Source organism: Streptomyces sp. enrichment culture (assembly GCF_964272895.1).
Classification (GTDB): Bacteria; Actinomycetota; Actinomycetes; order Streptomycetales; family Streptomycetaceae; genus Streptomyces.
Genome location: NZ_OZ186832.1, coordinates 6,239,533 through 6,265,087 on the forward strand (window position 1 = coordinate 6,239,533; position 25,555 = coordinate 6,265,087).

24 protein-coding genes are annotated in these 25,555 nt (G+C 73.8%); 16 read left to right on the forward strand and 8 right to left on the reverse strand.

Annotated features, from left to right (window positions below):
* Positions 1-63: 63 nt before the first annotated feature.
* Complete coding sequence (locus ACSU6M_RS27925) at positions 64-1,860, reverse strand: thiamine pyrophosphate-requiring protein (RefSeq protein ID WP_437073284.1); 1,797 nt, start codon at positions 1,858-1,860, stop codon at positions 64-66.
* 255 nt (positions 1,861-2,115) lie between these two features.
* On the opposite strand from ACSU6M_RS27925, the gene ACSU6M_RS27930 reads away from it, so the two are divergent.
* The 4 genes from ACSU6M_RS27930 to ACSU6M_RS27945 all read left to right on the forward strand — a co-directional run bounded on the left by ACSU6M_RS27930 (position 2,116) and on the right by ACSU6M_RS27945 (position 6,486).
* On the forward strand, positions 2,116-2,907 hold the full coding sequence (locus ACSU6M_RS27930) for an RNA polymerase sigma factor SigF (RefSeq protein WP_437073286.1): 792 nt from the start codon (positions 2,116-2,118) through the stop codon (positions 2,905-2,907).
* Between the two features lie 220 nt (positions 2,908-3,127).
* Positions 3,128-3,757, forward strand: a complete 630-nt coding sequence (locus ACSU6M_RS27935; RefSeq protein WP_437073288.1) for a hypothetical protein — start codon at positions 3,128-3,130, stop codon at positions 3,755-3,757.
* A gap of 258 nt (positions 3,758-4,015) precedes the next feature.
* Positions 4,016-5,263, forward strand: a complete 1,248-nt coding sequence (locus ACSU6M_RS27940; RefSeq protein ID WP_437073289.1) for an aminotransferase class I/II-fold pyridoxal phosphate-dependent enzyme — start codon at positions 4,016-4,018, stop codon at positions 5,261-5,263.
* A complete protein-coding gene (locus tag ACSU6M_RS27945; RefSeq protein WP_437073290.1) occupies positions 5,260-6,486 on the forward strand; it encodes an MBL fold metallo-hydrolase in 1,227 nt (408 codons plus the stop codon). The genes ACSU6M_RS27940 and ACSU6M_RS27945 overlap by 4 nt, the downstream gene beginning before the upstream one ends.
* Positions 6,487-6,505: 19 nt before the next feature.
* Here the strand turns inward: ACSU6M_RS27945 and ACSU6M_RS27950 are convergent, their stop codons facing one another.
* Together ACSU6M_RS27950 and ACSU6M_RS27955 are read right to left on the reverse strand one after the other, a co-directional pair.
* Positions 6,506-7,126: a DedA family protein gene (locus ACSU6M_RS27950; protein ID WP_437073291.1), complete on the reverse strand. Its 621-nt coding sequence runs from the start codon at positions 7,124-7,126 to the stop codon at positions 6,506-6,508.
* On the reverse strand, positions 7,123-7,896 hold the full coding sequence (locus ACSU6M_RS27955) for an MBL fold metallo-hydrolase (protein WP_437073293.1): 774 nt from the start codon (positions 7,894-7,896) through the stop codon (positions 7,123-7,125). The genes ACSU6M_RS27950 and ACSU6M_RS27955 overlap by 4 nt, the downstream gene beginning before the upstream one ends.
* 84 nt (positions 7,897-7,980) lie before the next feature.
* Here ACSU6M_RS27955 and ACSU6M_RS27960 point away from each other — a divergent pair, with 84 nt between their 5' ends.
* The 8 genes from ACSU6M_RS27960 (at position 7,981) to dnaK (ending at position 18,862) form a co-directional block, all read left to right on the forward strand.
* Positions 7,981-8,418, forward strand: coding sequence for a hypothetical protein (locus ACSU6M_RS27960; RefSeq protein ID WP_437073295.1), 438 nt, complete (start codon positions 7,981-7,983; stop codon positions 8,416-8,418).
* 182 nt (positions 8,419-8,600) lie between these two features.
* A complete protein-coding gene (locus tag ACSU6M_RS27965; RefSeq protein ID WP_437075386.1) occupies positions 8,601-10,661 on the forward strand; it encodes a phage holin family protein in 2,061 nt (686 codons plus the stop codon).
* Between the two features lie 84 nt (positions 10,662-10,745).
* Entirely contained in the window at positions 10,746-12,119 is a 1,374-nt protein-coding gene (locus ACSU6M_RS27970) for an amino acid permease (protein ID WP_437073297.1), read from the forward strand.
* 79 nt (positions 12,120-12,198) lie between these two features.
* Positions 12,199-13,260: an ATP-binding protein gene (locus tag ACSU6M_RS27975; protein WP_437073299.1), complete on the forward strand. Its 1,062-nt coding sequence runs from the start codon at positions 12,199-12,201 to the stop codon at positions 13,258-13,260.
* Positions 13,257-15,041 carry a vWA domain-containing protein gene (locus tag ACSU6M_RS27980; RefSeq protein WP_437073301.1) on the forward strand — a complete coding sequence of 595 codons (1,785 nt, stop codon included), beginning with the start codon at positions 13,257-13,259 and terminating at the stop codon, positions 15,039-15,041. Before ACSU6M_RS27975 ends, ACSU6M_RS27980 begins: the two co-directional genes overlap by 4 nt.
* 52 nt (positions 15,042-15,093) lie before the next feature.
* Positions 15,094-15,522, forward strand: a complete 429-nt coding sequence (locus ACSU6M_RS27985; RefSeq protein WP_437073302.1) for an OsmC family protein — start codon at positions 15,094-15,096, stop codon at positions 15,520-15,522.
* Between the two features lie 74 nt (positions 15,523-15,596).
* Positions 15,597-16,892: a hypothetical protein gene (locus ACSU6M_RS27990; protein ID WP_437073304.1), complete on the forward strand. Its 1,296-nt coding sequence runs from the start codon at positions 15,597-15,599 to the stop codon at positions 16,890-16,892.
* Between the two features lie 110 nt (positions 16,893-17,002).
* Entirely contained in the window at positions 17,003-18,862 is a 1,860-nt protein-coding gene (dnaK, locus tag ACSU6M_RS27995; RefSeq protein WP_437073306.1) for a molecular chaperone DnaK, read from the forward strand.
* 69 nt (positions 18,863-18,931) lie between these two features.
* On the opposite strand, the gene narJ is transcribed toward dnaK, so the two are convergent.
* The 3 genes from narJ to ACSU6M_RS28010 all read right to left on the reverse strand — a co-directional run bounded on the left by narJ (position 18,932) and on the right by ACSU6M_RS28010 (position 21,258).
* On the reverse strand, positions 18,932-19,399 hold the full coding sequence (gene narJ / locus ACSU6M_RS28000; protein ID WP_437073307.1) for a nitrate reductase molybdenum cofactor assembly chaperone: 468 nt from the start codon (positions 19,397-19,399) through the stop codon (positions 18,932-18,934).
* Positions 19,400-19,552: 153 nt separating this feature from the next.
* Positions 19,553-20,353: an SAM-dependent methyltransferase gene (locus tag ACSU6M_RS28005; RefSeq protein ID WP_437073309.1), complete on the reverse strand. Its 801-nt coding sequence runs from the start codon at positions 20,351-20,353 to the stop codon at positions 19,553-19,555.
* A 41-nt stretch (positions 20,354-20,394) separates the two neighbouring features.
* Complete coding sequence (locus ACSU6M_RS28010) at positions 20,395-21,258, reverse strand: helix-turn-helix domain-containing protein (protein WP_437073311.1); 864 nt, start codon at positions 21,256-21,258, stop codon at positions 20,395-20,397.
* Positions 21,259-21,410: 152 nt separating this feature from the next.
* On the opposite strand from ACSU6M_RS28010, the gene ACSU6M_RS28015 reads away from it, so the two are divergent.
* A complete protein-coding gene (locus ACSU6M_RS28015) occupies positions 21,411-21,836 on the forward strand; it encodes a hypothetical protein (RefSeq protein ID WP_437073313.1) in 426 nt (141 codons plus the stop codon).
* On the opposite strand, the gene ACSU6M_RS28020 is transcribed toward ACSU6M_RS28015, so the two are convergent.
* Positions 21,818-22,642, reverse strand: a complete 825-nt coding sequence (locus ACSU6M_RS28020) for a helix-turn-helix domain-containing protein (RefSeq protein ID WP_437073314.1) — start codon at positions 22,640-22,642, stop codon at positions 21,818-21,820. The two genes, ACSU6M_RS28015 and ACSU6M_RS28020, sit on opposite strands and share 19 nt — an antisense overlap.
* A gap of 99 nt (positions 22,643-22,741) precedes the next feature.
* Between ACSU6M_RS28020 and ACSU6M_RS28025 the strand changes: the two genes are divergently transcribed.
* Together ACSU6M_RS28025 and ACSU6M_RS28030 are read left to right on the forward strand one after the other, a co-directional pair.
* Positions 22,742-23,047 carry a 4a-hydroxytetrahydrobiopterin dehydratase gene (locus ACSU6M_RS28025; protein WP_437073316.1) on the forward strand — a complete coding sequence of 102 codons (306 nt, stop codon included), beginning with the start codon at positions 22,742-22,744 and terminating at the stop codon, positions 23,045-23,047.
* 69 nt (positions 23,048-23,116) lie between these two features.
* A complete protein-coding gene (locus tag ACSU6M_RS28030) occupies positions 23,117-23,860 on the forward strand; it encodes a class I SAM-dependent methyltransferase (RefSeq protein ID WP_437073317.1) in 744 nt (247 codons plus the stop codon).
* 177 nt (positions 23,861-24,037) lie between these two features.
* On the opposite strand, the gene ACSU6M_RS28035 is transcribed toward ACSU6M_RS28030, so the two are convergent.
* Complete coding sequence (locus ACSU6M_RS28035) at positions 24,038-24,517, reverse strand: hypothetical protein (RefSeq protein WP_437073318.1); 480 nt, start codon at positions 24,515-24,517, stop codon at positions 24,038-24,040.
* 39 nt (positions 24,518-24,556) lie between these two features.
* On the opposite strand from ACSU6M_RS28035, the gene ACSU6M_RS28040 reads away from it, so the two are divergent.
* Entirely contained in the window at positions 24,557-25,528 is a 972-nt protein-coding gene (locus tag ACSU6M_RS28040) for a helix-turn-helix transcriptional regulator (RefSeq protein WP_437073319.1), read from the forward strand.
* Positions 25,529-25,555 lie beyond the last annotated feature (27 nt).

Consider the following 25,555-nt stretch of genomic DNA (forward strand, 5'->3'; position numbering starts at 1 on the left):
GCGTCCTGCTGGCGCTGGGCTGGTACGAGGACCTGCTGCTGCCCGCCGAGAAGGCGGAGGAGGCTACTTCCTCGCGCGGCCCGGCAGGAACTCCTGCAGCTTCGCCTTGAAGCCCTGCCGCACCATGGAGCCGCGGTCGGCGTCGCCCCTCAGGATCGACGCGGCCGTGGCCTCCATCTGCTCCCAGGTGGAGTGCGGCGGGATCGGCGGCACGGCGGGGTCGGTGAGGAACTCCACCACGGCCGGCCCGTCCGCCTCCAGCGCGGCCCGCCAGCCCGCCTGGACGTCCTCCGGCTTCTCCACCCGGATCCCGGTCAGCCCCAGCGAGCGGGCGAACCCGGCGTACTGCACGTCCGGCAGCTCCTGCGAGGGCAGGAAGGACGGCGCGCCGCCCATGGCCCGCATCTCCCAGGTGACCTGGTTCAGGTCGCGGTTGTTCCACACGCCCACCACCAGCCGCGGATCCTCCCAGCGGTCCCGGTACTTGGCCGCGGTGATCAGCTCCGCCAGGCCGTTCATCTGCATCGCGCCGTCGCCGACCAGCGCGATCGCCGGCCGGTCCGGGTGCGCGAACTTCGCGCCGATCGCGTACGGCACCCCGCAGCCCATCGTGGCCAGCGTGCCCGACAGCGACGACCGCATCCCCGGCCGCATGGACAGATGACGGGCGTACCAGTTCGCCGCCGACCCCGAGTCGGAGGACACGATCGCGTTGTCCGGCAGCAGCGGATCCAGCGCCCGGGCCACGTACTCCGGGTTGATGGGATCGGCCGACAGCCCGGCCCGGCGCTCCATCACCTCGTGCCAGTGCGCCACGTTGTCGCACACCGTGTCGAACCACTCCCGGCCGCGCTCCTCGCCCCGCAGCATCGGGATCAGCCGCCGCAGCGTCTCACGGGCGTCACCGACCAGGTTCACCTCGTACGGGTAGCGCATCCCCACCATGTGCGGGTCGATGTCGATCTGCACCCCGCGCGCCGTGCCGAACTCCGGCATGAACTGCGCGTACGGGAAGGACGATCCGATGGTCAGCAGCGTGTCGCAGTCCCGCATCAGCTCGTACGAGGGACGGGTGCCCAGCAGTCCGATCGAGCCCGTGACGTACGGGAGTTCGTCGCTGAGCACATCCTTGCCGAGCAGCGCCTTGGCCACGCCCGCGCCGAGCGTCTCGGCGACCGTGCGCACCTCCTCGACGGCACCGGCCGCGCCCTGGCCGATCAGGATCGCCACTTTGTCGCCGGAGTTGAGGATCTCCGCCGCCCGGCGCAGCGACTCGTCCGACGGGACCGCCGTCCACGCGCTGCGGTCCAGGCTGGAGGGCACCATCTTGAACTCGTGGGTGGGCGGCGAGTACTCCAGCTCCTGCACATCGCCGGGCACGATGACCGCGGTCGGCGAGCGACGCGCGTAGGCCGTGCGGATCGCGCGGTCCAGGACGTTCGGCAGCTGCTCGGGGACGGTCACCGTCTCCAGGAAGTCGGAGGCGACGTCCTTGAACAGCGAGTGCAGATCGACCTCCTGCTGATAGGAGCCGCCCATCGCGGTACGGTGCGTCTGGCCGACGATCGCCAGCACCGGCACATGGTCCAGCTTCGCGTCGTACAGGCCGTTCAGCAGATGGATCGCGCCGGGTCCGGAGGTCGCCGCGCAGACCCCGATCCGGCCGCTGAACTTGGCGTAGCCGACCGCCTGGAGCGCGGACATCTCCTCGTGCCGGGACTGCACGAACATCGGCCGGTTCTCGGCCCGGCCCCAGGCCGCGAGCAGCCCGTTGATGCCGTCGCCCGGATAGGCGAAGACATGCTCCACTCCCCATTCGCGCAGGCGTTCGAGGATGTGGTCGGAGACGGTGGTGCTCATGGCGGATCCTCCCTGGGACTCGGGTCGACGCGGACCGGGCTCACTCCCCGCCGAGTCACCCCGCCCCCCGGCCGGAAACCCCGGCCCTGGTTTGCGGGCAGGAAGCCCGGGCAGGCGCACCCCAGTGCTTCGGACCGGAGGCACGTCCGTGGGAGAGGGTCCCTCCGCAGCCCGCGCGTCGTGCCCGGCCGCCGGTCCGGCCTCCCCACGGTGACCGTCCATCCCAGAGTCCCCACAAGGGAGTTGCGACGCACCATGCGCACCACAACACCCCCGAGGCACCACCCGCACGACGACGCCCCCGACACCGCCGAGGCATTCCGCACGCTCGCCCAGCTCCCTCCGGGGCCGCGGCGCGACGCACTGCGCGACGAGATCGTCGAGGCATGGCTGCCCATGGCCGACCGGATCGCCGGGCGCTTCCGCAGCCGCGGCGAGAGCTCCGAGGACCTGCGCCAGGTCGCGGCGCTCGGCCTGGTCAAGGCCGTCGACCGCTACGACCCCGAACGCGGCAACGCCTTCGAGAGCTACGCCGTGCCCACCGTCACCGGGGAGATCAAGCGGCACTTCCGCGACCACATGTGGACCCTGCATGTGCCGCGCCGGATCCAGGACCTGCGCAACCGCGTCCGCTTCGCCGTGCAGGACCTGCAGAGCGGCTCCGGACGCACCCCCACCGTCGCCGAGATCGCGGCGCACGCCGACCTGAGCGAGGACGACGTGAAGGCCGGGCTGGAGGCGCTGGAGAGCTTCACCGCCCTGTCCCTGGACGCCGAACTGCCGGGCGGCGAGGACGGCTACTCCCTCGGTGACGTCCTCGGCGCCCCCGACCCCGCCCTCGACACCGTCGTGGACCGGGAGTCCGTCAAGCACCGGCTCGCCGCGCTCCCCGAACGCGACCGCGCCATCCTCTACATGCGCTTCTTCGGCGACATGACCCAGAGCCGGATCGCCGAGCAGCTGGGCATCTCCCAGATGCACGTCTCCCGCCTGATCAGCCGCTGCTGCGACCGCCTGAGGGAACAGGTGCTGCGCGACGCGGGGTGACCGGGCAAGCGCGACGCGGGGCCACCGGGGGAGGTGCGACGCGGGGTGACCGGGGGAGGCGCGACATGGCGTGACGGCGGATGCCGGCGTTCACCCGGACGGGTGCGTCTGTCCCACCGATGGTGTCCGGCCGCGCGCGGGGCGCGGTGGGGCGGGCTGTGATGGCTGTCGGGGCGCGAGCGACGTGCCCCGGCAGCCGTCGGCCCGAGGAGCCCTGCCCATGCGCCGCATCGCCCGTGTCCTGTCCGTGGCCGCCGTGACCGGTGCCGTCCTGGCCGGTGCCGGTTCACCGGTGTCGGCGGAGCCGGCCGCCGAGGTGAGCCCCGCCGGTGTGCCGCCGGGCGGGAGCGTCACCGTGTCCGTGAGCTGCGACCCGCTCGGCGGCCCCGCACCCCCGACCCTGGACGCCACCTCGCTGGCCTTCGCGGAGGAGACCGTCGCCCTGCATCTGGTGCCGGGCAACGACGACAAGACCGCGGGACCCGCCTACCGCGGCAGCGCGCGCATCGCCTCCGCCGCCGACCTGGAGGGCGAGCCCGAGGGCACCGGGCCGGACACCGCCTGGACCGTCGAGGGCACCTGCCCGGCCGCGCCCGGCGGACAGGGCAAGCCGTGGAGCGCCACCTTCACCGTGACCAAGGGCGGCGCCACCGCACCAGCCTGCCACGAGACCCCGCCGCACGGCACCCCCTGCCCGCCCGCCCCCGTGCAGCACGGCGTACGGGCGGGCGAGGGCGGCGCCTTCACCGACTCCGTGCCCGCCCTGGTCGCCGGCGGCCTGCTCATCGCCGGCGCGTTCGGCGGTGCCGTCTACCGGCTGCGCCGCAAGATCCCCGCCCGGCACGCCTGACCGAGCGCTCATCTGGGTACGCAGTGCCCGAAGAGACCGGCGGGGCTCCGCACGGCGCGAGGGACAGGGGAACGGAGGCCCGGTAGGACAGCGCTCGAAGGTCGGCACAGACAGCGCGCCACGCGGCCCGCCCGCCCCGTAGCGTCACGTGCGGCACGGAGCGGACGGGCGGCACGGGCGCGTGGCCGCCCCGTGGCGCGGCAGCCGGACACCGGCCCGGCGACGCGGACGAGACGGCAGCACGAGGCGGAGGTGGGCATGGGGCGCAGCGACACGCGGGGGCACGGCCCCGTCCGGTACGGGCCGCCGCTGCCCGACGACGGGCTGCCGGTGCTCCCCGAACTGTGCGCCGTACTCGCGGCGGCCGCCGGCCGCGGTGGCGCGGAACCCGTCGGCGGCGGACCGGTGCTGCTGGAGGCCGCCTGCGGCTACTGGGAGCGCCGGGGCCTGCCCACCGCCCCCGAGCACGCCGCCGCGGGCCCCGGTGCCCCCTCCCTGCTGCTCGCCCTCACCGCCGCGCTCGGCGGCGACGTCCTGGTGCCCCGTCCCTGCGCCGCCTGGTGGGCACCGTACGCCCGTCTGCTCGGCAGACCCGTCTTCCACGTCCCCACCCCCGCCGAGTGCGGCGGTGTGCCCGACCCGTACGCCCTGCTGGAGACCGTGCGCCGGGTCCGCGAGGAGGGCGGCGACCCCCGCCTGCTGGTGCTCTCCGTCGCCGACGACCCCACCGGCACCGTCGCCCCGCCGGAGGTGCTGCACGAGACGGTCGAGGCCGCCGCGGGCGAGGGCCTGCACCTGGTCAGCGACGAGACCTGGCGCGACACCCTGTACGCGCCGCCCGACACCGTGCTGCTCAGCCCCGCCGAGATGCTTCCCGACCGGGTCACCGTCGTCAGCGACCTGGCCGGCGCCCCGCTCCCGGCCGCCTGGCCCGCCGCCGTGGCCCGCTTCCCCCGCGGCGAGGCCGGGGCGGCACTGCACGCGCGTGTGCTGGACGTCCTCACCGCCCTCGGCGCCCGGGTCGCGGGCCCCGTCGCGGCCGCGGCCGCCTACACGCTCGCCGAGCCCGAACCGGTCACCGCCCGCGTCACCGCCGCCGTACGCCTGCACGCGCGCGTGGCCGCCGCCCTGCACGGCGTCGTCGTCGGCGCCGGCGCCCTCGCCCGCCCCCCGCAGGCCGGCCGCCACCTCTACGCCGACCTCGGCCCGCTGCGCGAGGCCCTGTCCGCCCGCGGCGTCGGTGACGCACAGGAACTGGAGGACTTCCTTGCCGCCCGGCTCGGCATGCCCGCACCCGGCGGCCAGCGCTTCGGCGACGACCTCGGCGCGCTGCGCGTCCGGCTGGCCACCGGCCCGCTGCTGGGCGGCACGGACGAGGAACGCGCGGCGTGCCTCGACGCGCCCGATCCGCTGGAACTGCCCCATGTGCACCGCGCGTTGACCACCGTCCAGACGGTCTTCGCCGATCTCCGCGACGACGCTCAGCGATGGGAGCCCCTTCGATGACGCAGCAGTCCGAGTCGACCAGGAGTGCGAGCACCACCACGAGCACTGACACCGCGCCGACCGCCGGGACCGTGCCGACCACCGCTACCGTCACGAGCACCGGCACCGGCACCGGCACCGGCACCGTCACGAGCACCGGCACCGTGACCGGCGCCGACCCCGGCGCTGGCGGCCGCGCTGCCCCCGGCGCCCCCGCACCCCACGCCGACCCCGCCGCGTTCACCGAGTCGCCCCTCGCCCCGCCCTTCCCGCCGCTCGCCGAACCGCGTCCGCTGGGCGAGCGCAGAGTCTGGCCGCGGGCCTTCCACGACCGGCTCACCGCACCCCTGCCCGGCCTGAAGGCACTGGCCCGCTTCGCCCGCGAGGGCGCCCTGCGCCCCGGCCCCGAGGGCCTCGCCGACATCCCCCGGCTGCCCTACGAACCCGGCCCGCTGCCCCGGGTGGACGCCCGCACCGTCGCCGTCACCTGGGCGGGACACGCCAGTTGGGTGCTCCGCATCGGCGGACTGACCGTCCTCACCGACCCCGTGTGGTCCCGCCGCATCCTCGGCACCCCCGCCCGGGTCACCCCCGTCGGCGTCGCCTGGAGCGCCCTGCCGCGCGTCGACGCGGTCGTCATCAGCCACAACCACTACGACCACCTGGACGCCCCCACCCTGCGCAGACTCCCGCGCGACACCCCGGTGTTCGTGCCCGCCGGACTGGGCCGCTGGTTCCACCGCCGCCGCTTCACCCGCGTCACCGAGCTCGACTGGTGGGAGGCCGCCGAACTGTCCGGTGTCCGCTTCGACTTCGTGCCCGCCCACCACTGGTCCAAGCGCACCCTCACCGACACCTGCCGCTCCCTGTGGGGCGGCTGGGTCCTCACCGACCCCGACGGCCGGCGCGTCTACTTCGCCGGCGACACCGGCTACGGCCACTGGTTCTCCCGCATCGGCCGCCGCTACCCCGGCATCGACCTGGCGCTCCTGCCCATCGGCGCCTACGACCCCCGCTGGTGGCTCAGCGACGTCCACTGCGACCCGGAGGAGGCGGTCAGGGCCGTACAGGACCTGGGCGCGCGGCGGATGGCCCCCATGCACTGGGGCACCTTCATCCTCTCGGCGGAGCCGGTGCTGGAGCCCCTCACACGCGTGCGGGCGGCCTGGGAGGAGGCGGGGCTGGACCGTGAGAACCTGTGGGACCTCCCGATCGGAAGCTCACGCGTACTGGAACGCCCCTAGAGAGGCCCGCGAGGCGCCATCACCTGGCAGCGCGGGCCCGCTTCCACACACTCGGCGCCACACTGATGACGACCGTCAGCACCACCGCCGCCACCACCCCCTCCCACGGCTCCGGAAACAGCGACCCGCCCAGAATCCCGATCAACTGGTAGGTCACCGCCCAGGCGAGGCAGGCCGGCAGATTCCCCCGGACGAACCTGCGCAACGGCCACTCGGCCACCAGACAGGCCAGCATCACCGGCAGCCGCCCCGCCGGCATCAGCCGGGACAGCACCAGCACCGCCACCCCGTGCTCCGCCAGCTTCGCCTGCGCCTGCTCCAGCCGGTCCTCCGGCGCCCGCGCCCGGATCGCCTCCAGCCACCGCGACCCGTTCTTCGAGCCGATGCCCCGCCGCCCCAGCCAGTACAGCGCCACGTCCCCCAGGAACGCGGCCAGCGAAGCCGTCACGAAGACCAGCGCCAGAGCGAACGGCGCCGTCTGATGGAACGCCACCACCGCCGCCGACGACACCAGCGCCCCCGTCGGCACGACCGGCACCAGCGCACCGATCAGCACCAGCAGGAACAACGACGGATACCCGATCGCCTGCTGGGTCGACTCCGGCGGCACGGACGACGCGGCCGCGAGCACGGGGGTCACCGCCCGACCTCCAGCCGCACACTCTCCCCGTGCCCCAGCCGGTGCACCGCCGCGGAGGGCGCCCGCTCGGCCGCCAGCCGCACGAAGTCGTCCCCCGGAGCGTGGAACTCGTGCGGCCGCACCGCGTCCATCCCGATCGGCCAGTACGTCCCGTAGTGCACCGGCACCGCATGCGCCGCCCCCAGCAGCGCCAGCGCCTCCGCGGCCCGGCCGGCGTCCAGATGCCCCTCGCCGAGGAACGGCCCCCAGCCGCCCACCGGCAGCAGCGCCACGTCGACCGGCCCGACCTCCTTGGCCATGGTGTCGAACAGGCCGGTGTCCCCGGCGAAGTACGTCCGCGCCTCGCCCTCCACGACGTACCCGAGCGCGGGGGAGCGGTGCGGCCCCACCGGCAGCCGCCGCCCGTCGTGCGCCGCGGGCACCGCCCGTACCAGCAGATCGCCCATCCGGGTCTCGTCCCCCGGCCCGACCTCGTCGATCCGCAGATGGCCGAGCCGGCGCAGCGACGGCACCGACCGGGGTGCGCCCCGGGGCACGAGCAGGCGCGTGCCCGGCGTGAGCCGCGCGAGCGACGGCACATGCAGATGGTCGGCGTGCAGATGCGACACCAGCACCAGCTCCGCCCGCCCCGCGCCGGCCGGCGGCAACGCGCCCCGGCGGCGCCGCAGATGCGCCAGCCTGCGGGCGAACAAGGGGTCGGTGAGGACGCGTACGTCCGAGTCCACGACCGTGCAGGTGGCGTGCCCCCACCAGGTGATCTCCACCGGCACCTCTCCGCCCCTTTCACACGACTCCCCCGAAGCCTACGCGCGGGGGTAGGGTCGGCGGCGAAACCCGGAGGTGAGGGGGACGCCATGGGACAGACACGGGGTGCCTTCGGCCGACCGGACGCGGCCGTCGTCCAGGTCACGGCGATCGCCGGCCTGACACCGCTGGAGGAGCTGGAGGCCGACCCCTTCCTCGTGGACTCCCGCGGCCAGCACGCCATGTGCGCGCGCTGGGCGGCGGAGCGCGGCTACGTCGTCGCACGGCAACTGCTCGTACGGGGACTGCGGCCCGACCACAGCGCCCTGTGGGACGGGGTCCGGCCGGGCCTCGACCTGTTCGTGGCACCCAGCCTCCGGGTGCTGCGCTGCGCGCTCGCGTCGCTGGAGGAGTTCACCGCCGAGTGCGCGCGGCGCGGGGTGCGGGTGGAGACGGTCGGCTGTGCCGAACCCGCCTACGACGCCCGTATGAAGGCCATGGTGCACCGCAGGCTGTCGATGCCCACGGCCGGTTACGACGGCCGTTGACCCCACCGCAGCGGCCGGGCCCCGCGGCCGGGGACGCCGCCCGGATGAAGAACCGATTCCGCCGTCGGTTGTGACAGGCTGGAGGCCGGGCCCGCCGCGGTGACGGGCCGGGACGTGAGGTGTACGGGGTGCTGGGACGGCGTTGGCGACGGGTCGTGAGCCAGATCGGCCGGAGCACCGCGGTGTGGGCCGTCTCCACCCTCACCATGCTCGTGCTCGCCGGCGCGCTGCCCGACTTCCAGCTCCAGTCGCCCGACGGCGACAGCGCCACCCGCATCGCCGTCACCGCCGCCCTCGGCGCCGGGGCCTTCGGTGTGCTGTCGGCCCTGGTGTGGCCGCTGCTGGTGCGGCTGCTGCTGCTCGTGCCGGCCCTCGTCCTCGGTCTGCTGGTGTTCTTCCTCAACGGCGCCCTGCTGCTGCTCGCCCTGCGGCTGAACCCCGCCGAGCGCGGCGGCGCGGCCTGGGAGACGGCCGTGGTGGTGGCCGCCGTGATGTCCGCCGTGGCCTCCGCCACCGGCGCCGCCCTCGCCGTACGCGACGACGACGCCTACCGGCGCCGTCTGTACCGGCTCGCCGACCGCCGGCGCAGAGCCGCGCCGCCCGGCCCGGCCACCCCCGGCACCGTCTTCCTGCAACTGGACGGCGTCGGCCACGACGTGCTCGCGGACGCCGTGGCCAAGGGCGTGATGCCGACCGTCGCCCGCTGGCTGGACGGCGCCCCCGGCGCACCCCCCACCCACCGCCTCACCCCCTGGCGCACCGACTGGTCCAGCCAGACCGGCGCCAGCCAGCTCGGCATCCTGCACGGCTCCACCTTCGACGTGCCCGCCTTCCGCTGGTACGAGAAGGACAGCCGGGTCGTCATGGTCTGCAACCGGCCCACCAGCGCCGCCGAGCTCCAGCGCCGCGCGGTCGAGCGCACCGGCGACGGCGGGCTGCTCACCGCCGACGGCGCCAGCCGCGGCAACCTGTTCAGCGGCGGCGCCGACGAGCAGGCCCTGGTGCTGTCCATCGCCACCCGCCGGCGCAGCCGCGAGACCCGCTCCCGCGCCGGGTACTTCGCCTACTTCTCCGACCCCGCCAACGCGGTGCGCACCGCGCTGTCGTTCGTCACCGAGGTCGGCCGCGAGATCGGCCAGTCCGTCCGGGCCCGGCTGCGCCGGCAGCGCCCCCGCGTGGGGCGCGGCGGCCTCTACCCGTTCGTGCGCGCCTTCGCGACCGTCGTCGAGCGGGACGTCGTGGTCGCGGCGGTGATCGGCGACATGCTCGCCGGCCGCACCTCCGTGTACGCCGACCTCGTGGCGTACGACGAGGTGGCGCACCACTCCGGGCCGCGCAGCCGGGACGCCGAGAAGGTGCTGGCCCGGCTCGACCGCTCGCTCGCGCTGATCGAGAAGGTCGCCGAGCACGCCCCGCGCCCCTACCGCCTCGTCGTCCTCTCCGACCACGGCCAGAGCCCCGGCGAGACCTTCCGCGCCCGCTACGGACTCACCCTCGGCGACCTGGTGCGGGCCGGCTGCGGGCTGCCGGTGCCCCGCAGGGCGCGCCGCACCCACAGCGGCGCCGAGGCGCGGGCGGCGGTGCGCGCGGCGCTGCGCCGGCCGGTGGAGGAGGGCGCCGGGGAGTACCGCCCGGCCCGCCGCAGGGAGCCGATCGTGCTGGCCTCGGGCAACCTGGGCCTGGTCTCCTTCCCGGACGTCCCGCACCGCATGAGCAAGGAGGAGATCGACGCCCGCCACCCGGCGCTGCTGCCGACCCTCGCCAACCATCCCGGCATCGGCTTCCTGCTGGTGCGCAGCGAGGAGCACGGCGGGGTGGTGCTGGGGGCGTACGGCGCCGAGATCCCGGTCGACGAGCTGGAGGACGGGCGCGGGCCGCTGGCCGCCTTCGGGCCGGGCGCCGCCGACGCGGTGCGGCGCACCCACTCCTTCCCGCACACCGCCGACATCATGGTCAACTCCTTCCACGACCCGTCCGACGGCGAGGTGCTCGCCTTCGAGGAGCAGATCGGCTCCCACGGCGGCCTCGGCGGCGACCAGGGCAAGCCCTTCCTGCTGTCCCCGCTGGCCTTCTCGGCGCCGCCCGAGGAGATCGCCGGTGCCGAGCGGATCCACGAGGTGCTGCGCCGCTGGCTGCGGGAGGCCGACGGCCCCGAGGTGCTGCTGGACGATTCGCGGTCGCACGCCGGGCAGATCGCACCTTTTCCGGTGCCGGACGGGGTCGTACAGGACAAAACCGCGTGATTTGGAGAGCCGCCGGACCGTGCCCGACCATGGGCGCCGTCCCGGCGATCCCGGGCGTCAGTTCGATGAGAGGCGCACCACCCCATGCACGACTCCGGAACCGTGACCGCACCGGCTCCGGCCCCCCAGCAGGACACCCCCGCGGCACCGCCCAGCAGGCACGCCCGCCGCTTCGGTCTCCCCGTCGCCACCGCCCTGGTCATGGGCAACATCATCGGCGGCGGCATCTTCCTGCTCCCGGCCTCCGTGGCACCCTTCGGCACGATCAGCCTGGTCTCCTTCGGTGTGCTGACCGTCGGCGCCGTCGCCCTCGCCCTGGTCTTCGGCCGGCTCGCCCGGCGCGACCCGCGCACCGGCGGCCCGTACGTCTACGCCCGTGAGGCGTTCGGCGACTTCGCGGGCTTCCTTGCCGCCTGGTCGTACTGGATCACCACCTGGGTGTCCAACGCGGCCCTCGCCGTCGCCGCGGTCGGCTATCTGGACGTGCTGGTCCCGGTGAACGACCACCGGTGGACCGCGTGTCTGGCCGCCCTCGCCATCCAGTGGCTGCCCGCGCTCGCCAACTTCGCCGGCACCCGCTACGTCGGCGCCGTCCAGCTCGTCTCCACCGTGCTGAAGTTCGCGCCGCTGCTGCTGGTCGCGGTCGGCGGGCTGTTCTTCTTCGACGCCGGCAACCTCGGGCCGTTCCGGGCGAGCGGGGACGGCGCGATCGGCGCGGTGTCCGCCTCCGCCGCGATCCTGCTCTTCTCCTACCTGGGCGTGGAGTCCGCCGCCGTCAGCGCGGGCGAGGTGCGTGACCCGCGGCGCAACGTCGGCCGGGCCACCGTCATCGGCACCGCGGGCGCCGCACTGGTCTACCTGCTGGGCACCCTGTCCGTGTTCGGCACCGTCCCCCACGACAGGCTGGTCGAGTCCTCCGCCCCCTTCTCGGACGCCGTGAACGCCATGTTCGGCGGCACCTGGGGCGGCTGGGCCGTCGCGGTCGCCGCGCTGATGTCGATCGCCGGCTGCCTCAACGGCTGGACACTGCTCAGCGCCCAGACCCCGTACGCCGCCGCCAGGGACGGCCTGTTCCCGGCCCCATTCGCCCGCAGGCGGCGCGGTGTGCCGACCGTCGGCGTCGCCGTCACCGTGGTCCTGGCCTCGCTGCTGACGGTCTACAACTACACGGCCGGCACCGCCAAGGTCTTCGAGATCCTGGTGCTGGTCACCACCTTCACCGCGACCGTGCCGTATCTGCTCGCGACCGCCGCGCAGATCTTCCACCTCGTCAGGGGCGAACAGGTCGACAAGGCCCGCCTGGTGCGCGACGGTGTGGTCGCCGCGATCGCGTTCGGCTTCTCGATGTGGCTGGTCGCGGGCGCCGGGTACGCGGCGGTCTACCAGGGGGTGCTGTTCCTGTTCGCGGGAGTGCTCGTCTACGCGTGGATGGCCGCCAAGAGGCAGCGCGCCGCCTGAAATTCGGCTGCGCCGAAGGGGTCGTACGCACACACTGTGGGTGCGTACGACCCCTTCACCCTTTTGAGGAGCCCCTGCGTTGCAGGCCGCCGTCACCGTCACTCCCGCCCGTGTCCCCGAACTGCTGCTGGGCCTGGCCACCGTCAGGCCGGTGTTCCTGTGGGGTGCGCCCGGCATCGGAAAGTCCTCCCTGGTCAGGGAGTTCGCCGCATCCCTCGGGCTGGAGTGCGTGAGCCTGCTGGGCACCCAGCTCGCGCCCGAGGACCTGATCGGCGTGCCGCAGATCCGGGACGGGCGGTCGGTGTTCTGCCCGCCGCAGGCCATCGCCCGCGACGAGCCGTACTGCCTGTTCCTGGACGAGCTGAACGCGGCCACCCCGGATGTGCAGAAGGCGTTCTACTCGCTGATCCTGGACCGCCGTATCGGCAGCTACGAGCTGCCCGAGGGCTCGATCGTCATCGGCGCGGGCAACCGCTCCACCGACAACGCCCTCGCCCGTCCGATCGCCTCCGCGCTGGTCAACCGCCTCACGCACGTCCACCTGGAGGCATCGCCGAAGGACTGGCTGGCCTGGGCGGCGGGCAACGGCATCCACCCCTGGATCCTGGACCACCTCACCGACCGGCCCGACCACCTGTGGTCCAAGCCGCCCAAGACCGAGGAGCCGTTCTCCACCCCGCGCTCCTGGCACATGCTCTCCGACGCCCTGCACTCCTTCGGCCCCGACCTGGACGAGGAGACCCTGAAGGTCCTCGCGCACGGCACGCTGACCCCGGCCCACGCCACCGCCTTCTGCGGCTACGTCAAGATCGTGCGCAGCCGCTTCGGCATCGAGGCGATCCTCAAGGGCGACGCCCGCTGGCCCAGCCGGATCGAGGACCGGGACCTGCTGTACTACCTCGCCGAGTCGTTCCGCGGCCGGCTGATCAAGGACCTGCCGGTCTCCAAGGAGCACCTGTCGGCGAACGGCCGGCAGACCGCCTACCGCGCCAAGTCCCTGCTGGTGCAGCTCGCCGAGATATCCGTCGAGGTCGCCCAGAGCGTCATCGCCTCCGACGCCGACGGCAATCCGGTGCTGCCCGCGTGGTTCCTGGTGGAGGCGGCCCGTGACATGCCCCGGCTGGTCGAGGCCCGGCGATGAGGAAGCCCAAGGCCAAGGCCAAGGCCAAGCCCGACCCCGCCGCCGAGGCGTGCGCGGCGGGGCTGCGGATCGTGGCGGCCAACCCGGCGCTGGCCGCGCTGGAGGCCAAGACCTGCCGCGACGCCGAGTGCCGGGCGGCACCCCTGCGCGGCCTCGCCCGGATCGACTCCAACGGCACCGTCCATCTGCACCCCACCGTCCGCGCCGAACCCGCCGACTGGGCCTGGGCGATCGCCCACGCCCTGATCCACCTGGGCTTCGGGCACGTCCCCGCAGCCGACGGCGAGCGCGTCCAGCCCGACCGGTTCGAGCTGGCCGCGCGCTGCGCGGTCGTCGACCGCTTCCTGCTGACCTTCAAGGTCGGCCGCCCACCGGAGAACCTGCCCGCCGCCTACCCGGACGGCGACGAGGAGCGGCTGGCCGCCCTGTGGCGCCGCGACGGCATCCCGGCCGCGTACCAGCGCGACGAACCCGACCAGCTCCTGGTCCACTGGGGCTCCTGGAACGGACAGGTGCCCGACTGGCAGCTCGCCTTCGCGCACGCCCTCACCCGCACCCTGTCCACCGCCATGGACCTGGCCGGCGGCCGCCGCGACTCGATGACCGGCGGCCCCACCGAACGCCGTCCCTGGGAACGGGCCCTGAGCTGGTTCATCTCCTCCTACCCCCTGCTCGGCGGCATCGCCTCCGGCATCAAGCTGGTCGCCGACGCCGAGTTCGCCCGCGCCCACGGCATCGCGATCGCCGCGGTCGACGCCCTGGCCGGGGAGATCTACATCAACCCGCTGTGCCGCTACGAGGACGAGGAATGGCGGTTCGTCCTCGCCCACGAGATGCTGCACGCCGCCCTGCGCCACCAGGACCGCTGCGGCACCCGCGACCCGCAGCTGTTCAACGTCGCCTGCGACTACGTCGTCAACGCCTGGCTGCGCGAGATGCGCGTCGGCACCATGCCCGAGGGGCTGCTGTACGACCCGCAGCTGGCCGGACTGTCCGCCGAGGAGGTCTACGACCGCATCGCCGGCGACCTGCGCCGCAGCCGGCGCCTGGCCACCCTGCGCGGCAAGGGCACCGGGGACATCCTGAGCGGCCCGCTGGGCGCGCCCGGCGACTACGTCGACCTCGACGAGTTCTACCGCCGCGGCCTCGCCCAGGGACTCGACCTGCACCAGCGCCAGCAACGCGGATTCCTCCCCGGCGGCCTGATCGAGGAGATCCGCGCGCTCTCCCACCCGCCGCTGCCCTGGGACGCGCAACTGGCCCGCTGGTTCGACGAGTTCGTGCCCCGTCCGGTGCCGCTGCGGTCGTACGCCCGTCCCTCCCGGCGCCAGGCGTCCACCCCCGGCATCCCGCGCGCGGGCCGCCACTTCCCGCCCGAGGAGGTCGCACGCTGCACCTTCGGCGTCGTCCTGGACACCTCCGGCTCCATGAACCGCACCCTGCTCGGCAAGGCCCTCGGCGCCATCGCCTCCTACGCCGAGGCCCGTGACGTCCCCGCCGCACGGGTGGTGTTCTGCGACGCCGCCCCGCACGACGCCGGCTATCTCCCCGTCACCGAGATCGCCGGGCGCGTGCAGGTGCGCGGCCGCGGCGGTACGGTCCTGCAGCCCGGGATCGATCTGCTGCACCGGGCGGACGACTTCCCGCCCGGCGCGCCGGTGCTGATCATCACGGACGGCTGGTGCGACGTCCTGCGGGTGCGGCGCGAGCACGCCTATCTGATGCCGCAGGGCGGACGGCTGCCGTTCACCGCGCGTGGGCCCATCTTCCGCGTGAGGTGAGCCGGAATGTGATCGGATGGGGGGCACGGCAGTCCATGCGAAAGGAAGAAACGTGGCTACCACGCGTTCCGCACACACCGTCTGGGAAGGCGACCTGCTCAAGGGCACCGGTGTCGTCACCTTCGACTCCTCCGGTGCCATCGGCCAGCAGCCGGTCACCTGGGCCTCGCGGGCCGAGGAGGCCAACGGCAAAACCAGCCCGGAGGAGCTGATCGCGGCCGCCCACTCCAGCTGCTTCTCCATGGCCTTCTCCAACATGCTGGCCAAGGCCGGCAACGCGCCCACCAAGCTCGTCACCTCCGCCGATGTCACCTTCCAGCCCGGTGAGGGCATCACGGGCGTCCACCTCACGGTGGAGGGCACGGTTCCCGGCATGGACGAGGACACGTTCCTCGCCGTCGCCGAGGAGGCCAAGACCGGCTGCCCCGTCAGCCAGGCCCTGAAGGCCGTGCCGATCACCCTGTCGGCCAAGCTGGCCTGAACCGGGCCGGTACGACAGGCGGTGCGGCACGCCCCGGCGGCGTGCCGCACCGCTTCCGGGGGAAGGGGAGGGCGATGACGCAGGGAACGTCCGCCGCGACGACGGCACTCGACTCCGCCACCCGCCCGGCCACCCGAGTGCGGCTGCTGTTCAGCCTCACCGGGCGGATCGACCCGGACCGGGCCGTCGGCCGGCTCACCGACCGCTTCGACTTCGGGCGGTTCGACGCGCATCTGCGCTCCGGTGACGCGATGCTGCCCGTGCCGGTGCTCGCCGAGCACATCGACCCCACGCAACTGGGGCTGCCCGGCGGCGACCACGGGCTGCGGCTGTCCGGCGCCGGACTGCTCGTCATCACCACGCCCCGCGCGGACGCCACCCTCATCGTCGACTGCGACTTCGCCGACGACACCCCGACCGCCGCGCTCGCCCCGTGGCTCGCGGCCACCTGCTTCCGGCGCGACGCCCTCACCCTCGGCGGCCGCCCCCTGCTGGAGGCCGTCGGCGAACGGCTGGCCCTTGCCCGACCCCTGGCCTTCGGGCAGAACGTCCACCAACTCGTCCTCCCCGGCGGCCGGCTGCTCACCGAGCTGCGCACCGCGGCCGCCCGCGGCGAGTCGGCGCTCGCCGCGCCGCTGAACGAGCTGATCTACCGCGGCCGCCACCGCGGCACCGCCGCGCCGGCCCACCTGCACCTCGGGGACGCGACCCTGATCGCCCACGGCCGCGGGGTGTCCGTGCACGCGGGCTGGGCGCCGCCCGCGGAGAACGCGTTGACGCTGGTCGCCGCGGGCCTGCTGTCCGCGCTCGCCGTGCTCCAGCGCACCCGGATCCGCTCGTTCGAGATGATGCGCCTCAACCAGCAGGCGTCCACCCGTTCCCCGCGCGAGGCCCGCGAGCTGATCTCCGAGCTGTCGGCGGGCGTCAACGAGCTCCAGCTGGACCTCGCCTTCGGCGTGGAGGCGTACATCGACAGCCTGCTCTTCCCGGAGATGCTCACCGAGGGCTTCCAGACCTCCCTGGCCGAGGCCCTCGGCATCCGCGGCAGCCTGGAGAACTCCGCCCGCATGACCGAGCGGCTCACCTCCGTCATCGACGCCCGCTCGGCGGGCCACGACGCCGCCCTCGCCGACGACAAGGAGCACCGCGACGGTGTCGTCTCCGGCCTGCTCGCCGTGGCCACGCTGCTCGCCCTCCCGCCGACCCTGCTGCTCGCCTTCTTCGGCGCCAACGCCTCCGACGTGGACGACGGCCGCTCGGTGCTGGATCTCGCCGCGTACCGGTGGGCGTACGCGGCGGCCTGGCTGCCGTTCCTGCTGCTGGTGGGGGTGGGCTGGCTGCTGCTGCGCCGCAGGCGCGGGGCCCGCTGAACACGCGGCCATCGCGGGCGCGACCCGCCATGGCCCCATTGACAAGCACCCACTCAAGTTTTGTGCTGGAGGTGCGGGCGACAGGGGAGCCCCGGTGGAAGGAGACGGCGATGGCACGTGCGGTCGGGATCGATCTCGGGACCACGAACTCGGTGGTGGCGGTGCTGGAGGGCGGTGAGCCCACCGTCGTCGCCAACGCGGAGGGCGCCCGTACGACACCGTCGATCGTGGCCTTCGCCAAGCACGGCGAAGTGCTCGTCGGCGAGGTCGCCAAGCGGCAGGCGGTGACCAACGTCGAGCGCACCGCCCGCTCGGTGAAGCGGCACATGGGCGACGCGAACTGGCGCTTCCCGGAGCAGGGCGACGTGGACGGCACCCGCTACCGTGCCCAGGAGCTGTCGGCCCGGGTCCTGCAGAAGCTGAAGCGGGACACGGAGGCATACCTCGGCGAGGACGTCACCGACGCGGTGATCACCGTGCCCGCCTACTTCGACGACGCCCAGCGCCAGGCCACCAAGGAGGCCGGAGAGATCGCCGGCCTGAAGGTGCTGCGGATCATCAACGAGCCGACGGCGGCCGCCCTCGCGTACGGACTGGACCGCGGCGAGGAGCAGACCGTGCTCGTCTTCGACCTGGGCGGCGGCACCTTCGACGTGTCCCTGCTGGAGATCGGCGAGGGCGTCATCGAGGTCAAGGCCACCAACGGCGACACCCGCCTCGGCGGCGACGACTGGGACCAGCGGATCGTCGAGCATCTGATCAAGCGCTTCCAGGGGCAGTACGGCATCGACCTCGGCAAGGACAAGATGGCCGTGCAGCGGCTGCGGGAGGCCGCCGAGAAGGCCAAGATCGAGCTGTCCAGCGCCACCGAGACCAACATCAACCTGCCCTATGTCACCGCGACCGCCGAGGGACCCCTGCACCTGGAGGAGAAGCTCACCCGCGCCCAGTTCCAGGAGCTCACCGCCGATCTCCTCGACCGCTGCAAGCAGCCCTTCCACCAGGCGGTCAAGGACGCCAGGATCCAGCTCTCCGCGATCGACCACGTCATCCTGGTCGGCGGCTCCACCCGGATGCCCGCCGTCACCGAGCTGGTGCGCGAGCTGACCGGCAAGGACCCGCACAAGGGCGTCAACCCCGACGAGGTGGTGGCCGTGGGCGCCGCCCTCCAGGCCGGGGTGCTCCGCGGCGACGTCAAGGACGTGCTGCTCCTGGACGTCACCCCGCTGTCCCTGGGCATCGAGACCAAGGGCGGCATCATGACCAAGCTGATCGAGCGCAACACCACGATCCCCACCCGGCGTTCGGAGATCTTCACCACCGCCGAGGACAACCAGCCGTCCGTCGGCATCCAGGTCTACCAGGGCGAACGCGAGATCGCGGCCTACAACAAGAAGCTCGGCACCTTCGACCTCACCGGCCTGCCGCCCGCCCCGCGGGGCGTCCCGCAGATTGAGGTCGCCTTCGACATCGACGCCAACGGGATCATGCATGTCTCCGCCAAGGACCTGGGCACCGGCCGCGAACAGAAGATGACCGTCACCGGCGGCTCGGCCCTGCCCAAGGAGGACATCGACCGCATGATGCGGGACGCCGAGCAGTACGCCGAGGAGGACCGGGCCCGCCGCGAGGCCGCCGAGGCCCGCAACCAGGCCGAGCAGCTCGTGTACCAGACGGAGAAGTTCCTCCGCGAGAACCAGGACAAGGTCCCGGCCGACACCCGCTCCGAGGTCGAGGCGGCCGTCGGCGAGCTCAAGTCCCAGCTGGAGCGCGACGCCGACACCGGCCCGCTGCGCGCCGGCATCGAGAAACTCGCCGCCGCCAGCCAGAAGATGGGCCAGGCGATGTACGCGCAGGCCCAGCAGCAGCCGGCCGGTGAGGAGCGGACCGCGCCCCCGCAGGAGGAGGAGGGCGTGGTCGACGCCGAGATCGTCGACGACGACCGGGATCAAAGGGGAGGGGCGGCCTGATCCTGGGGCCGCCCCGCACACCTGGCGGGCGGCCCCACCCGGTCCGGACGCGGCCCCGGCTGCCCTGCGTCAGGGCAGCGTCGCGCACACCGCGTCCAGGACGCAGGCGTACGGGGTGCCGAAGTCCGTGAGCCGGGAGCGCAGTCGCTCCAGGCCGCCGCGGTGCTCGGTGAGCAGATCGGTGTCGCCGGTGCGCGCCGCGAACTCCAGCACCGCGGGCAGGAAGTCGGGCAGCTCCTCGCCGGTGAACTCCAGGCCGTGGGCGCGGTACACGTCCTCGAAGCGCACCGGTGGCCTTTCGCCCCGCCGGGTGTCCCCGTCCCGCCACCGGCTCAGATACAGGCTCCGGTTCCTGAGGCCGAAGACCCGCACATAGTGCTCGGCCAGCTCCGGGGCCGGTGTGACGGCCGCGTGGTCGGTGAACTGCCGCAACGGGGGCGCGGCCTCGCGCAGCAGCGGCAGCCGGGCGCGGAAGTCGTCGTCGGGGTACGTCAGACAGAGCGCGGCGGCCTGGTACAGCACGGCGTCCGAGGGCATCAGGCGTCCTTCCCGTCGTCCGAGGTCTGCCGCCGGCGCAGCAGCGGGTTGCGCTCCCCTGCTCGCCAGGTGGTTCGAACCTAGGGGCGAGCGCGGGAGCACACCTGTCCACGGCAGCCGTCCGGGGGACGGGCCGGGGCCCTCACGCGCAGGTCAGGGCTTGCGCGCCACACCCGCGTACACCGGCACGATGCCCTCCGCCTGCGCGGCCACGTCCTCCGCCTCCGGCCGCCAGCCGTGCACCGGGATCACACCGGGGCCGAGCAGCTCCAGGCCGTCGAAGAACCGGGAGAACTCGGCCAGCGTGCGCGGGAAGAACGGGGTGCCGCCGCGTCGGAAGTGCTCGGCCGCCTGCTCGATGGCCCGCGGGTTCAGATCGGGGGTGACCTGCGACAGGATCAGGTGACTGCCGGGCGCGAGCGCACCGACGTACCGCTCCAGCAGCGGGTACGCCTCGTCGTCCAGATAGTGGGTGAGCGCGATCAGCGACAGCGCGACCGGGCGGCTGAGGTCCAGGGTCTCGGCGGCGCGGGCCAGCAGGGCGTCGACGTCCCGGACGTCGGCGTGCACATAGTCCGTGGAGCCCTCGGCGGTGCCGCCCAGCAGCGCCTCGGCGTGCCGCAGCACGATCGGGTCGTTGTCGGCGTACACCACCCTCGCCTCCGGGGCGGTCTTCTGGGCCACCTGGTGGAGGTTCGGCTCGGTGGGGATGCCGGTGCCGATGTCGAGGAACTGGCGGATCCCGGCCTCGGCGACCGTACGGACCGCCCGGTGCATGAAACGCCGGTTGGCGCGGGCGCCGCGCACCACGGTGCCGTCGACGGCGAGGATGCGGCGGGCCAGCTCCTCGTCCACCGGGTAGTTGTCCTTGCCCCCGAGCCACCAGTCGTAGACCCGCGCCGGGTGCGGCCGGCTGGTGTCGATGCGGGGGGCTGCGGCGTCGGATCCGGTCATGCGGGCTGCACTCCTGGAGATGAGGGATTCGGTCGGCGGTGCTAGTAGCGCTCGCGGTACTCGCGCAGCAGCTTGCGGGTGCGCTGGGCCGACGCCGCGTGCGCGGTGACGTGGTCCAGCACCTCCAGATGCGCGGAGACCTCCGCGCGGGAGTCGAGGTACAGGGCGCCGGTCAGATACTCGGTGAACACCATGTCCGGCAGCTCCGGCTCGGCGAAGCGGAACAGCGAGAAGGGCGCGTACGTCCCCGGATGCGGGCCGCTCGCGAACTCGGCCACCTGGAGCGTGACCCGGTCCCGCTCCGATACGTCCAGCAGCCGGTCCAGCTGGGCGCGCATCACCTCGGGCCGGTCGCACACCGGGCGCCGCAGCACCGTCTCGTCCATGATCACCCACAGGTGGGGTGCGTCCGGGCGGTCCAGCAGCCGCTGGCGCTCCCTGCGCAGCGACACATGCCGCTCGACGGTCTCCGGACCCGTCCGGCCGATCGTCCCCGCCTCCAGCACGGCCCGCGCGTACTCCTCGGTCTGCAGCAGTCCGGGCACGAAGTGCGGCTCGTAGGAACGGATCAGCCGGGCGGCGCCCTCCAGGCTCACATACAGGCTGAACCAGTCCGGCAGCACATCGTGGAACCGCTGCCACCAGCCCGGCTGGTTGGCCTCCTCCACCAGCGCGACGAACGCCTCCGCCTCCGCCCGCGGCACCCCGTACGTCTCCAGCAGCACCTGGACGTAGGGGATCTTCAGCGCGACGTCGGCCGTCTCCATGCGGCGCACGGTCGCCGGGGCGACCCGCAGCACCCGCGCGGCCTCCTCCCGCTTGAGCCCGGCCGCCTCCCGCAGCTCCTGCAACCGCTTCCCGAGCACCACTTGCCCCACGGTGGGCGCGGGCCGCCGCTCACTCACGCAACGCCCTCCCCTGAAGCGCCGAATGTCTGGGGGCAGTGTGTCATGTGCGGATTGCTCGGCGCCCAGGGGCGCGGGGCATCTCGGCGGGCGCCCGCGCATTACCTACGAGGTAATCGACCCCCGACGGCCCCCGCAGCCATGGTGGTCCCATGACCGCAACCACCATCACCGCCCTCGCCCGCACCACCGAGCCCAACACCGCGCTGCGCCGCTTCCTCGCCCTGGACGCGATCGTGACCGGCGCGAACGGCCTCGCCTACCTCGCCGCCTCCGGCCCGCTCGCCGACCTCCTCGGCGTCGGCAGAACCCTCCTCCTCGAACTCGGCGCATTCCTCACGGTGTACGCCGTCGCGGTGGGCGCCCTCGGCTCCCGCCGCCGTCCCGCCAGGCTGCCCGCGCAGGCGGTCGTCGAGGCCAACCTCGCCTGGTCGGCGCTGAGCGTCGCCGCCCTCGGTCTGTGGCTGTCCCCGACCACCGCCGGCACGGTGTGGACGGTGCTCCAGGCGCTCACCGTCACCGGCTTCGCCCTGCTCCAGTACGCAGCCTTGAAAAACCGTCAGGACATCAGCGAGTGAAGGTACTTGACCGTCGCGGGGTCGGCCGGGAGCAGCGTCTCGATGGCCAGCTCGGCGACGGTCACGTCCATCGGCGTGTTGAACGTGGAGATCGACGAGATGAACGACAGCACCCGCCCCTCGTGCTCCACCTGCAACGGCAGCGCGAAGTACGGCACCGGCTCCTCCGGTTCCGCCCCCGGCGTCTCCTCCGGCACCGGGTACGCGGCGACCTCCTCGTACAGCTCCCGCAGCGGCTGCGAGCGGTGCAGCGCGATCTGCCGCTCCATCTGCGCCAGCAGATGCCCGCGCCACTCGCGCAGATTGCGGATGCGCGGCGCCATGCCCCGCGGGTGCAGCGTCAGCCGCATCGCGTTCAGCGGCGGCGCCAGCAGTTCCTCCGGCATGCCGTCCATCAGCATCAGGATGCCCCGATTGGCGGCCACCACGTTGTACGTCGCGTCGACCACCAGCGCCGGATACGGCTCGTAGCCCTGGATGAGGCGCTCCATGCCCTCGCGCAGCGACCGCATCGAGGGGTCGTCCAGCGGGGTCTCCGGATAGCGCGGGGCGTAACCGGCCGCCAGCAGCAGCGCGTTGCGCTCGCGCACGGGGACGTCGAGGTGCTCGGCGAGCCGCAGCACCATCTCCTCGCTGGGTCGGGACCGGCCGGTCTCGATGAAGCTGATGTGCCGGGCGGAGGAGTCGGCGCGCAGGGCCAGTTCGAGCTGGCTGACCCGCCGTTGCTCCCGCCAGGCCCGCAGCAGCGGGCCGACGCCCTTGTCGGCGGCGGGAGCGGTGGCGGCGGCGAGCGTGGATGTGGTCATGTGGACGACGGTAGTCGAGCAGGGCAGGCTGGTCAGGTACGAGATCCCCGTACGCCGAGTATGCGAGTACTCCGCGACCCTTGAGGAAGGGAGCCACGCGTGGCCGTCGAACCCCTGTCGCAGAAGGAGATCGAGGACCGGCTGGCCGAGCTGCCCGGCTGGGCCGTCGAGGACGACCGGCTCACCCGCACCTACCGGCTCGCCTCCCACACCGCCGCGACCGCGATGGTCGTGCACATCGCCCAGGCCCAGGAGGAGCTCGACCACCACTCCGACCTCACCCTGGGCTACAACACCGTGCGCCTGTCGGTGAACACCCACAGCGCGGGCGGCGCCCTCACCGAACTGGACTTCAGGCTGGCGCGAAAGGTGGAAGACCTGGCACCCGCGCATGGGGCAAGCTGAACTCGTTGACCCGTCAATCGAGGGCCGGGGAGCCGCGGGCCCCGAGGGACGACGAGAACGGGGGCGCGCATGCTCGACTACGACAAGGAAGCCGACGCCTACGACGCCCTGCGCGGCGGTGAGCCACGGGCCGCCGCCGCTGCCGAGGCCGTGCTGGGCCTGCTGCCGCCGGACGGCACCGCCCTGCTGGACGTCGCCTGCGGCACCGGCATCGTCACCCGGCAGCTGGCCGCCGCCCGCCCCGGCACCCGGGTGACGGGCGTCGACCTGGCCGCGGGCATGGCCCGGACGGCCGCGGCCCGGCTGCCCGGCCGGGTCGTCGTCGGCGACAGCCGCCGGCTGCCGTTCCCGGACGCCTCCTTCGACGCGGTGGTCAGCGTCTGGCTGCTGCATCTGCTGGACGACCTCGGTGTGCGCGGTGTCGTCGCCGAGTGCGCGCGGGTGCTGCGGCCCGGCGGCGTCTACGTCACCACGGTCGACAAGGCCGCCGCGCACAACGTCGGCAGCGACATCGACGCCGTGCTCGCCTCCCGCCCCCGCAGCCCCGCCCGCGACGCCGCCGGGACGGTCACCGCCCTCGCCGCCGCCCATGGCCTCACCCCGGCCGGCCGGGCCCGCTTCCCCGGCCGGGGCCAGGGCCGCAGCCCCCGCCGGACCATCGCCGACCTGCGCCGCGGCTGGTTCGTGACGCTCCCGCCGGGCGAGCCCCGCACCGAGGAGTTCGCCGCCCGCCTGGCGGCGCTCCCCGACCAGGACCGGCCCCGCCCGGACCCGGTGTTCAGCCTGCGGGCGTTCCGGAAACCGGCCGGGTGAACCGCATGACCCCGTTCTCCGGCCAGGTCCCGCCCCGTCCAGCGAGAACGCCTGCTCCCAGCGGGCGGTCGTCGCGCTGATCCCGGACCACACGAACCGCACCCGCACCTCGACTCCGGGTCGAACAGCCGCCGGGTCAGCCCCCGGTGACCCAGGTGCGGCAGCCGCGCGGGCTGCTCAGGAACGTCCTCCGGTGGTGCCCTCGGGCATGCTGTCGGCCAGATACGCGGCCAGGTCGGGTGTGCCGGGCGCGAGCAGATGCCGCACCCAGGCGTCCCGCTCGTGCTGTAGGGGCGGCAGCTCCCAGACACAGCCGATCCAGTTGCGGTCGACGGTGACGAAGTGCGTGGGATCGCCGTCCGGACAGCCCAGCACCGGCTGGCCCGCGGCCGCGCCCCGGAAGTGCAGCACGTTGTCCCAGACCCAGCTGTACGCGTTCAGATAGACGCCGTCGTCACCGCCCCGGTGCAGCACCACGAAGGTCGCGGCCGGGGTGCCGTCCGGCTCCGGCAGCAGCTGCGGCAGGATCGCGTACGCCGCCTCCTGCACCTCGGGCGCGATGCCCGCCGGGTCGGCGGTCACGTGGTAGCGCTTGATGTGCCGGCCGGCCACCTCGATCGGCGGCGGCACGGTCAGCAGTTTCTCCTCGAAAGCCATGGCCGCACGCTAGGAGCCCTTCACTGACATCCTGTGGCAGTGAAGTCCAGCCGACTCGTCTCCGTCCTGCTGCTGCTCCAGACCCGCGGCCGGATGACCGCGGCCCAGCTCGCCGAGGAGCTGGAGGTCTCGGTCCGTACGGTGTACCGGGACGTCGAGGCGCTCACCGCGGCCGGTGTCCCGCTGTACGCGGACGCGGGCCACGCCGGCGGCTACCGCCTCCTGGACGGCTACCGCACCCGGCTCACCGGTCTGACCGCCGGCGAGGCCCAGGCGCTGTTCCTGTCCGGCGTCCCCGGACCCGCCGCCCAGCTGGGCCTCGGCCCGCTCCTGGCCGCCGCCCAGCTCAAGGTGCGCGCCGCGCTGCCGGCCGAGCTGCGCGCCCACGCCGACCGGGTCGCCGGCCGCTTCCACCTGGACGCGCCCGGCTGGTACACCGACGCCGACGACCCGCCCTTCCTGCCCGCCGTCGCCGACGCCGTCTGGAGGGGACGCGCGCTGCGGGTGACGTACCGCCGCTGGCGCGAGCCCACCGACGTCGAGCGGCGCCTGGAGCCGTACGGGCTGGTGCTCAAGGCGGGACGCTGGTACGTCGTCGCCGCGCCGGGCCCGCGCACCTACAGAGTCGACCAGATCCTCGAACTGACCGAGACCGGGGAGGACTTCGCCCGCCCCGGCGACTTCGATCTGGCCGCCCACTGGACCGCCTACCAGCGGGATTTCCTCGCCCGGCTGCACCGGTCCGAGGCGGTCGTGCGACTCGCCCCCGGCGTGGCGCTGACCGGGCGCGCCGGGGACGCCGTCCGCGCGAACGGACGTACGGACGAGGAGGGTTGGACCGTGGCCACGGTACCCATCGAGTCCGTCGACCACGCTCACGGTGAGTTCCTGCGCCTGGGCACCGGCATCGAGGTCCTCGAACCCGCCGCCCTGCGCGAGCGGATCGCGGCGACGGTGGCGGAGCTGGCGCGACGGTACCTCCCGGCGCCCGAGGACGCCCGCCACGGCTGATCGGAGCGAGGGACAAGGGGGCGTCCC

Bases quoted from the DNA above. Each gene is read 5' to 3' on its own strand.
- ACSU6M_RS28020 (WP_437073314.1), bottom strand. From the start codon at position 22,642: ATGACCACATCCACGCTCGCCGCCGCCACCGCTCCCGCCGCCGACAAG.
- ACSU6M_RS27980 (WP_437073301.1), top strand. From the start codon at position 13,257: ATGAGGAAGCCCAAGGCCAAGGCCAAGGCCAAGCCCGACCCCGCCGCC.
- ACSU6M_RS28005 (WP_437073309.1), bottom strand. From the start codon at position 20,353: ATGACCGGATCCGACGCCGCAGCCCCCCGCATCGACACCAGCCGGCCG.
- ACSU6M_RS28030 (WP_437073317.1), top strand. From the start codon at position 23,117: ATGCTCGACTACGACAAGGAAGCCGACGCCTACGACGCCCTGCGCGGC.
- ACSU6M_RS28015 (WP_437073313.1), top strand. From the start codon at position 21,411: ATGACCGCAACCACCATCACCGCCCTCGCCCGCACCACCGAGCCCAAC.
- ACSU6M_RS27925 (WP_437073284.1), bottom strand. From the start codon at position 1,860: ATGAGCACCACCGTCTCCGACCACATCCTCGAACGCCTGCGCGAATGG.
- ACSU6M_RS27945 (WP_437073290.1), top strand. From the start codon at position 5,260: ATGACGCAGCAGTCCGAGTCGACCAGGAGTGCGAGCACCACCACGAGC.
- ACSU6M_RS27935 (WP_437073288.1), top strand. From the start codon at position 3,128: ATGCGCCGCATCGCCCGTGTCCTGTCCGTGGCCGCCGTGACCGGTGCC.
- ACSU6M_RS27970 (WP_437073297.1), top strand. From the start codon at position 10,746: ATGCACGACTCCGGAACCGTGACCGCACCGGCTCCGGCCCCCCAGCAG.
- ACSU6M_RS27930 (WP_437073286.1), top strand. From the start codon at position 2,116: ATGCGCACCACAACACCCCCGAGGCACCACCCGCACGACGACGCCCCC.
- ACSU6M_RS27990 (WP_437073304.1), top strand. From the start codon at position 15,597: ATGACGCAGGGAACGTCCGCCGCGACGACGGCACTCGACTCCGCCACC.
- dnaK (WP_437073306.1), top strand. From the start codon at position 17,003: ATGGCACGTGCGGTCGGGATCGATCTCGGGACCACGAACTCGGTGGTG.
- narJ (WP_437073307.1), bottom strand. From the start codon at position 19,399: ATGCCCTCGGACGCCGTGCTGTACCAGGCCGCCGCGCTCTGTCTGACG.
- ACSU6M_RS27960 (WP_437073295.1), top strand. From the start codon at position 7,981: ATGGGACAGACACGGGGTGCCTTCGGCCGACCGGACGCGGCCGTCGTC.
- ACSU6M_RS28035 (WP_437073318.1), bottom strand. From the start codon at position 24,517: ATGGCTTTCGAGGAGAAACTGCTGACCGTGCCGCCGCCGATCGAGGTG.
- ACSU6M_RS27940 (WP_437073289.1), top strand. From the start codon at position 4,016: ATGGGGCGCAGCGACACGCGGGGGCACGGCCCCGTCCGGTACGGGCCG.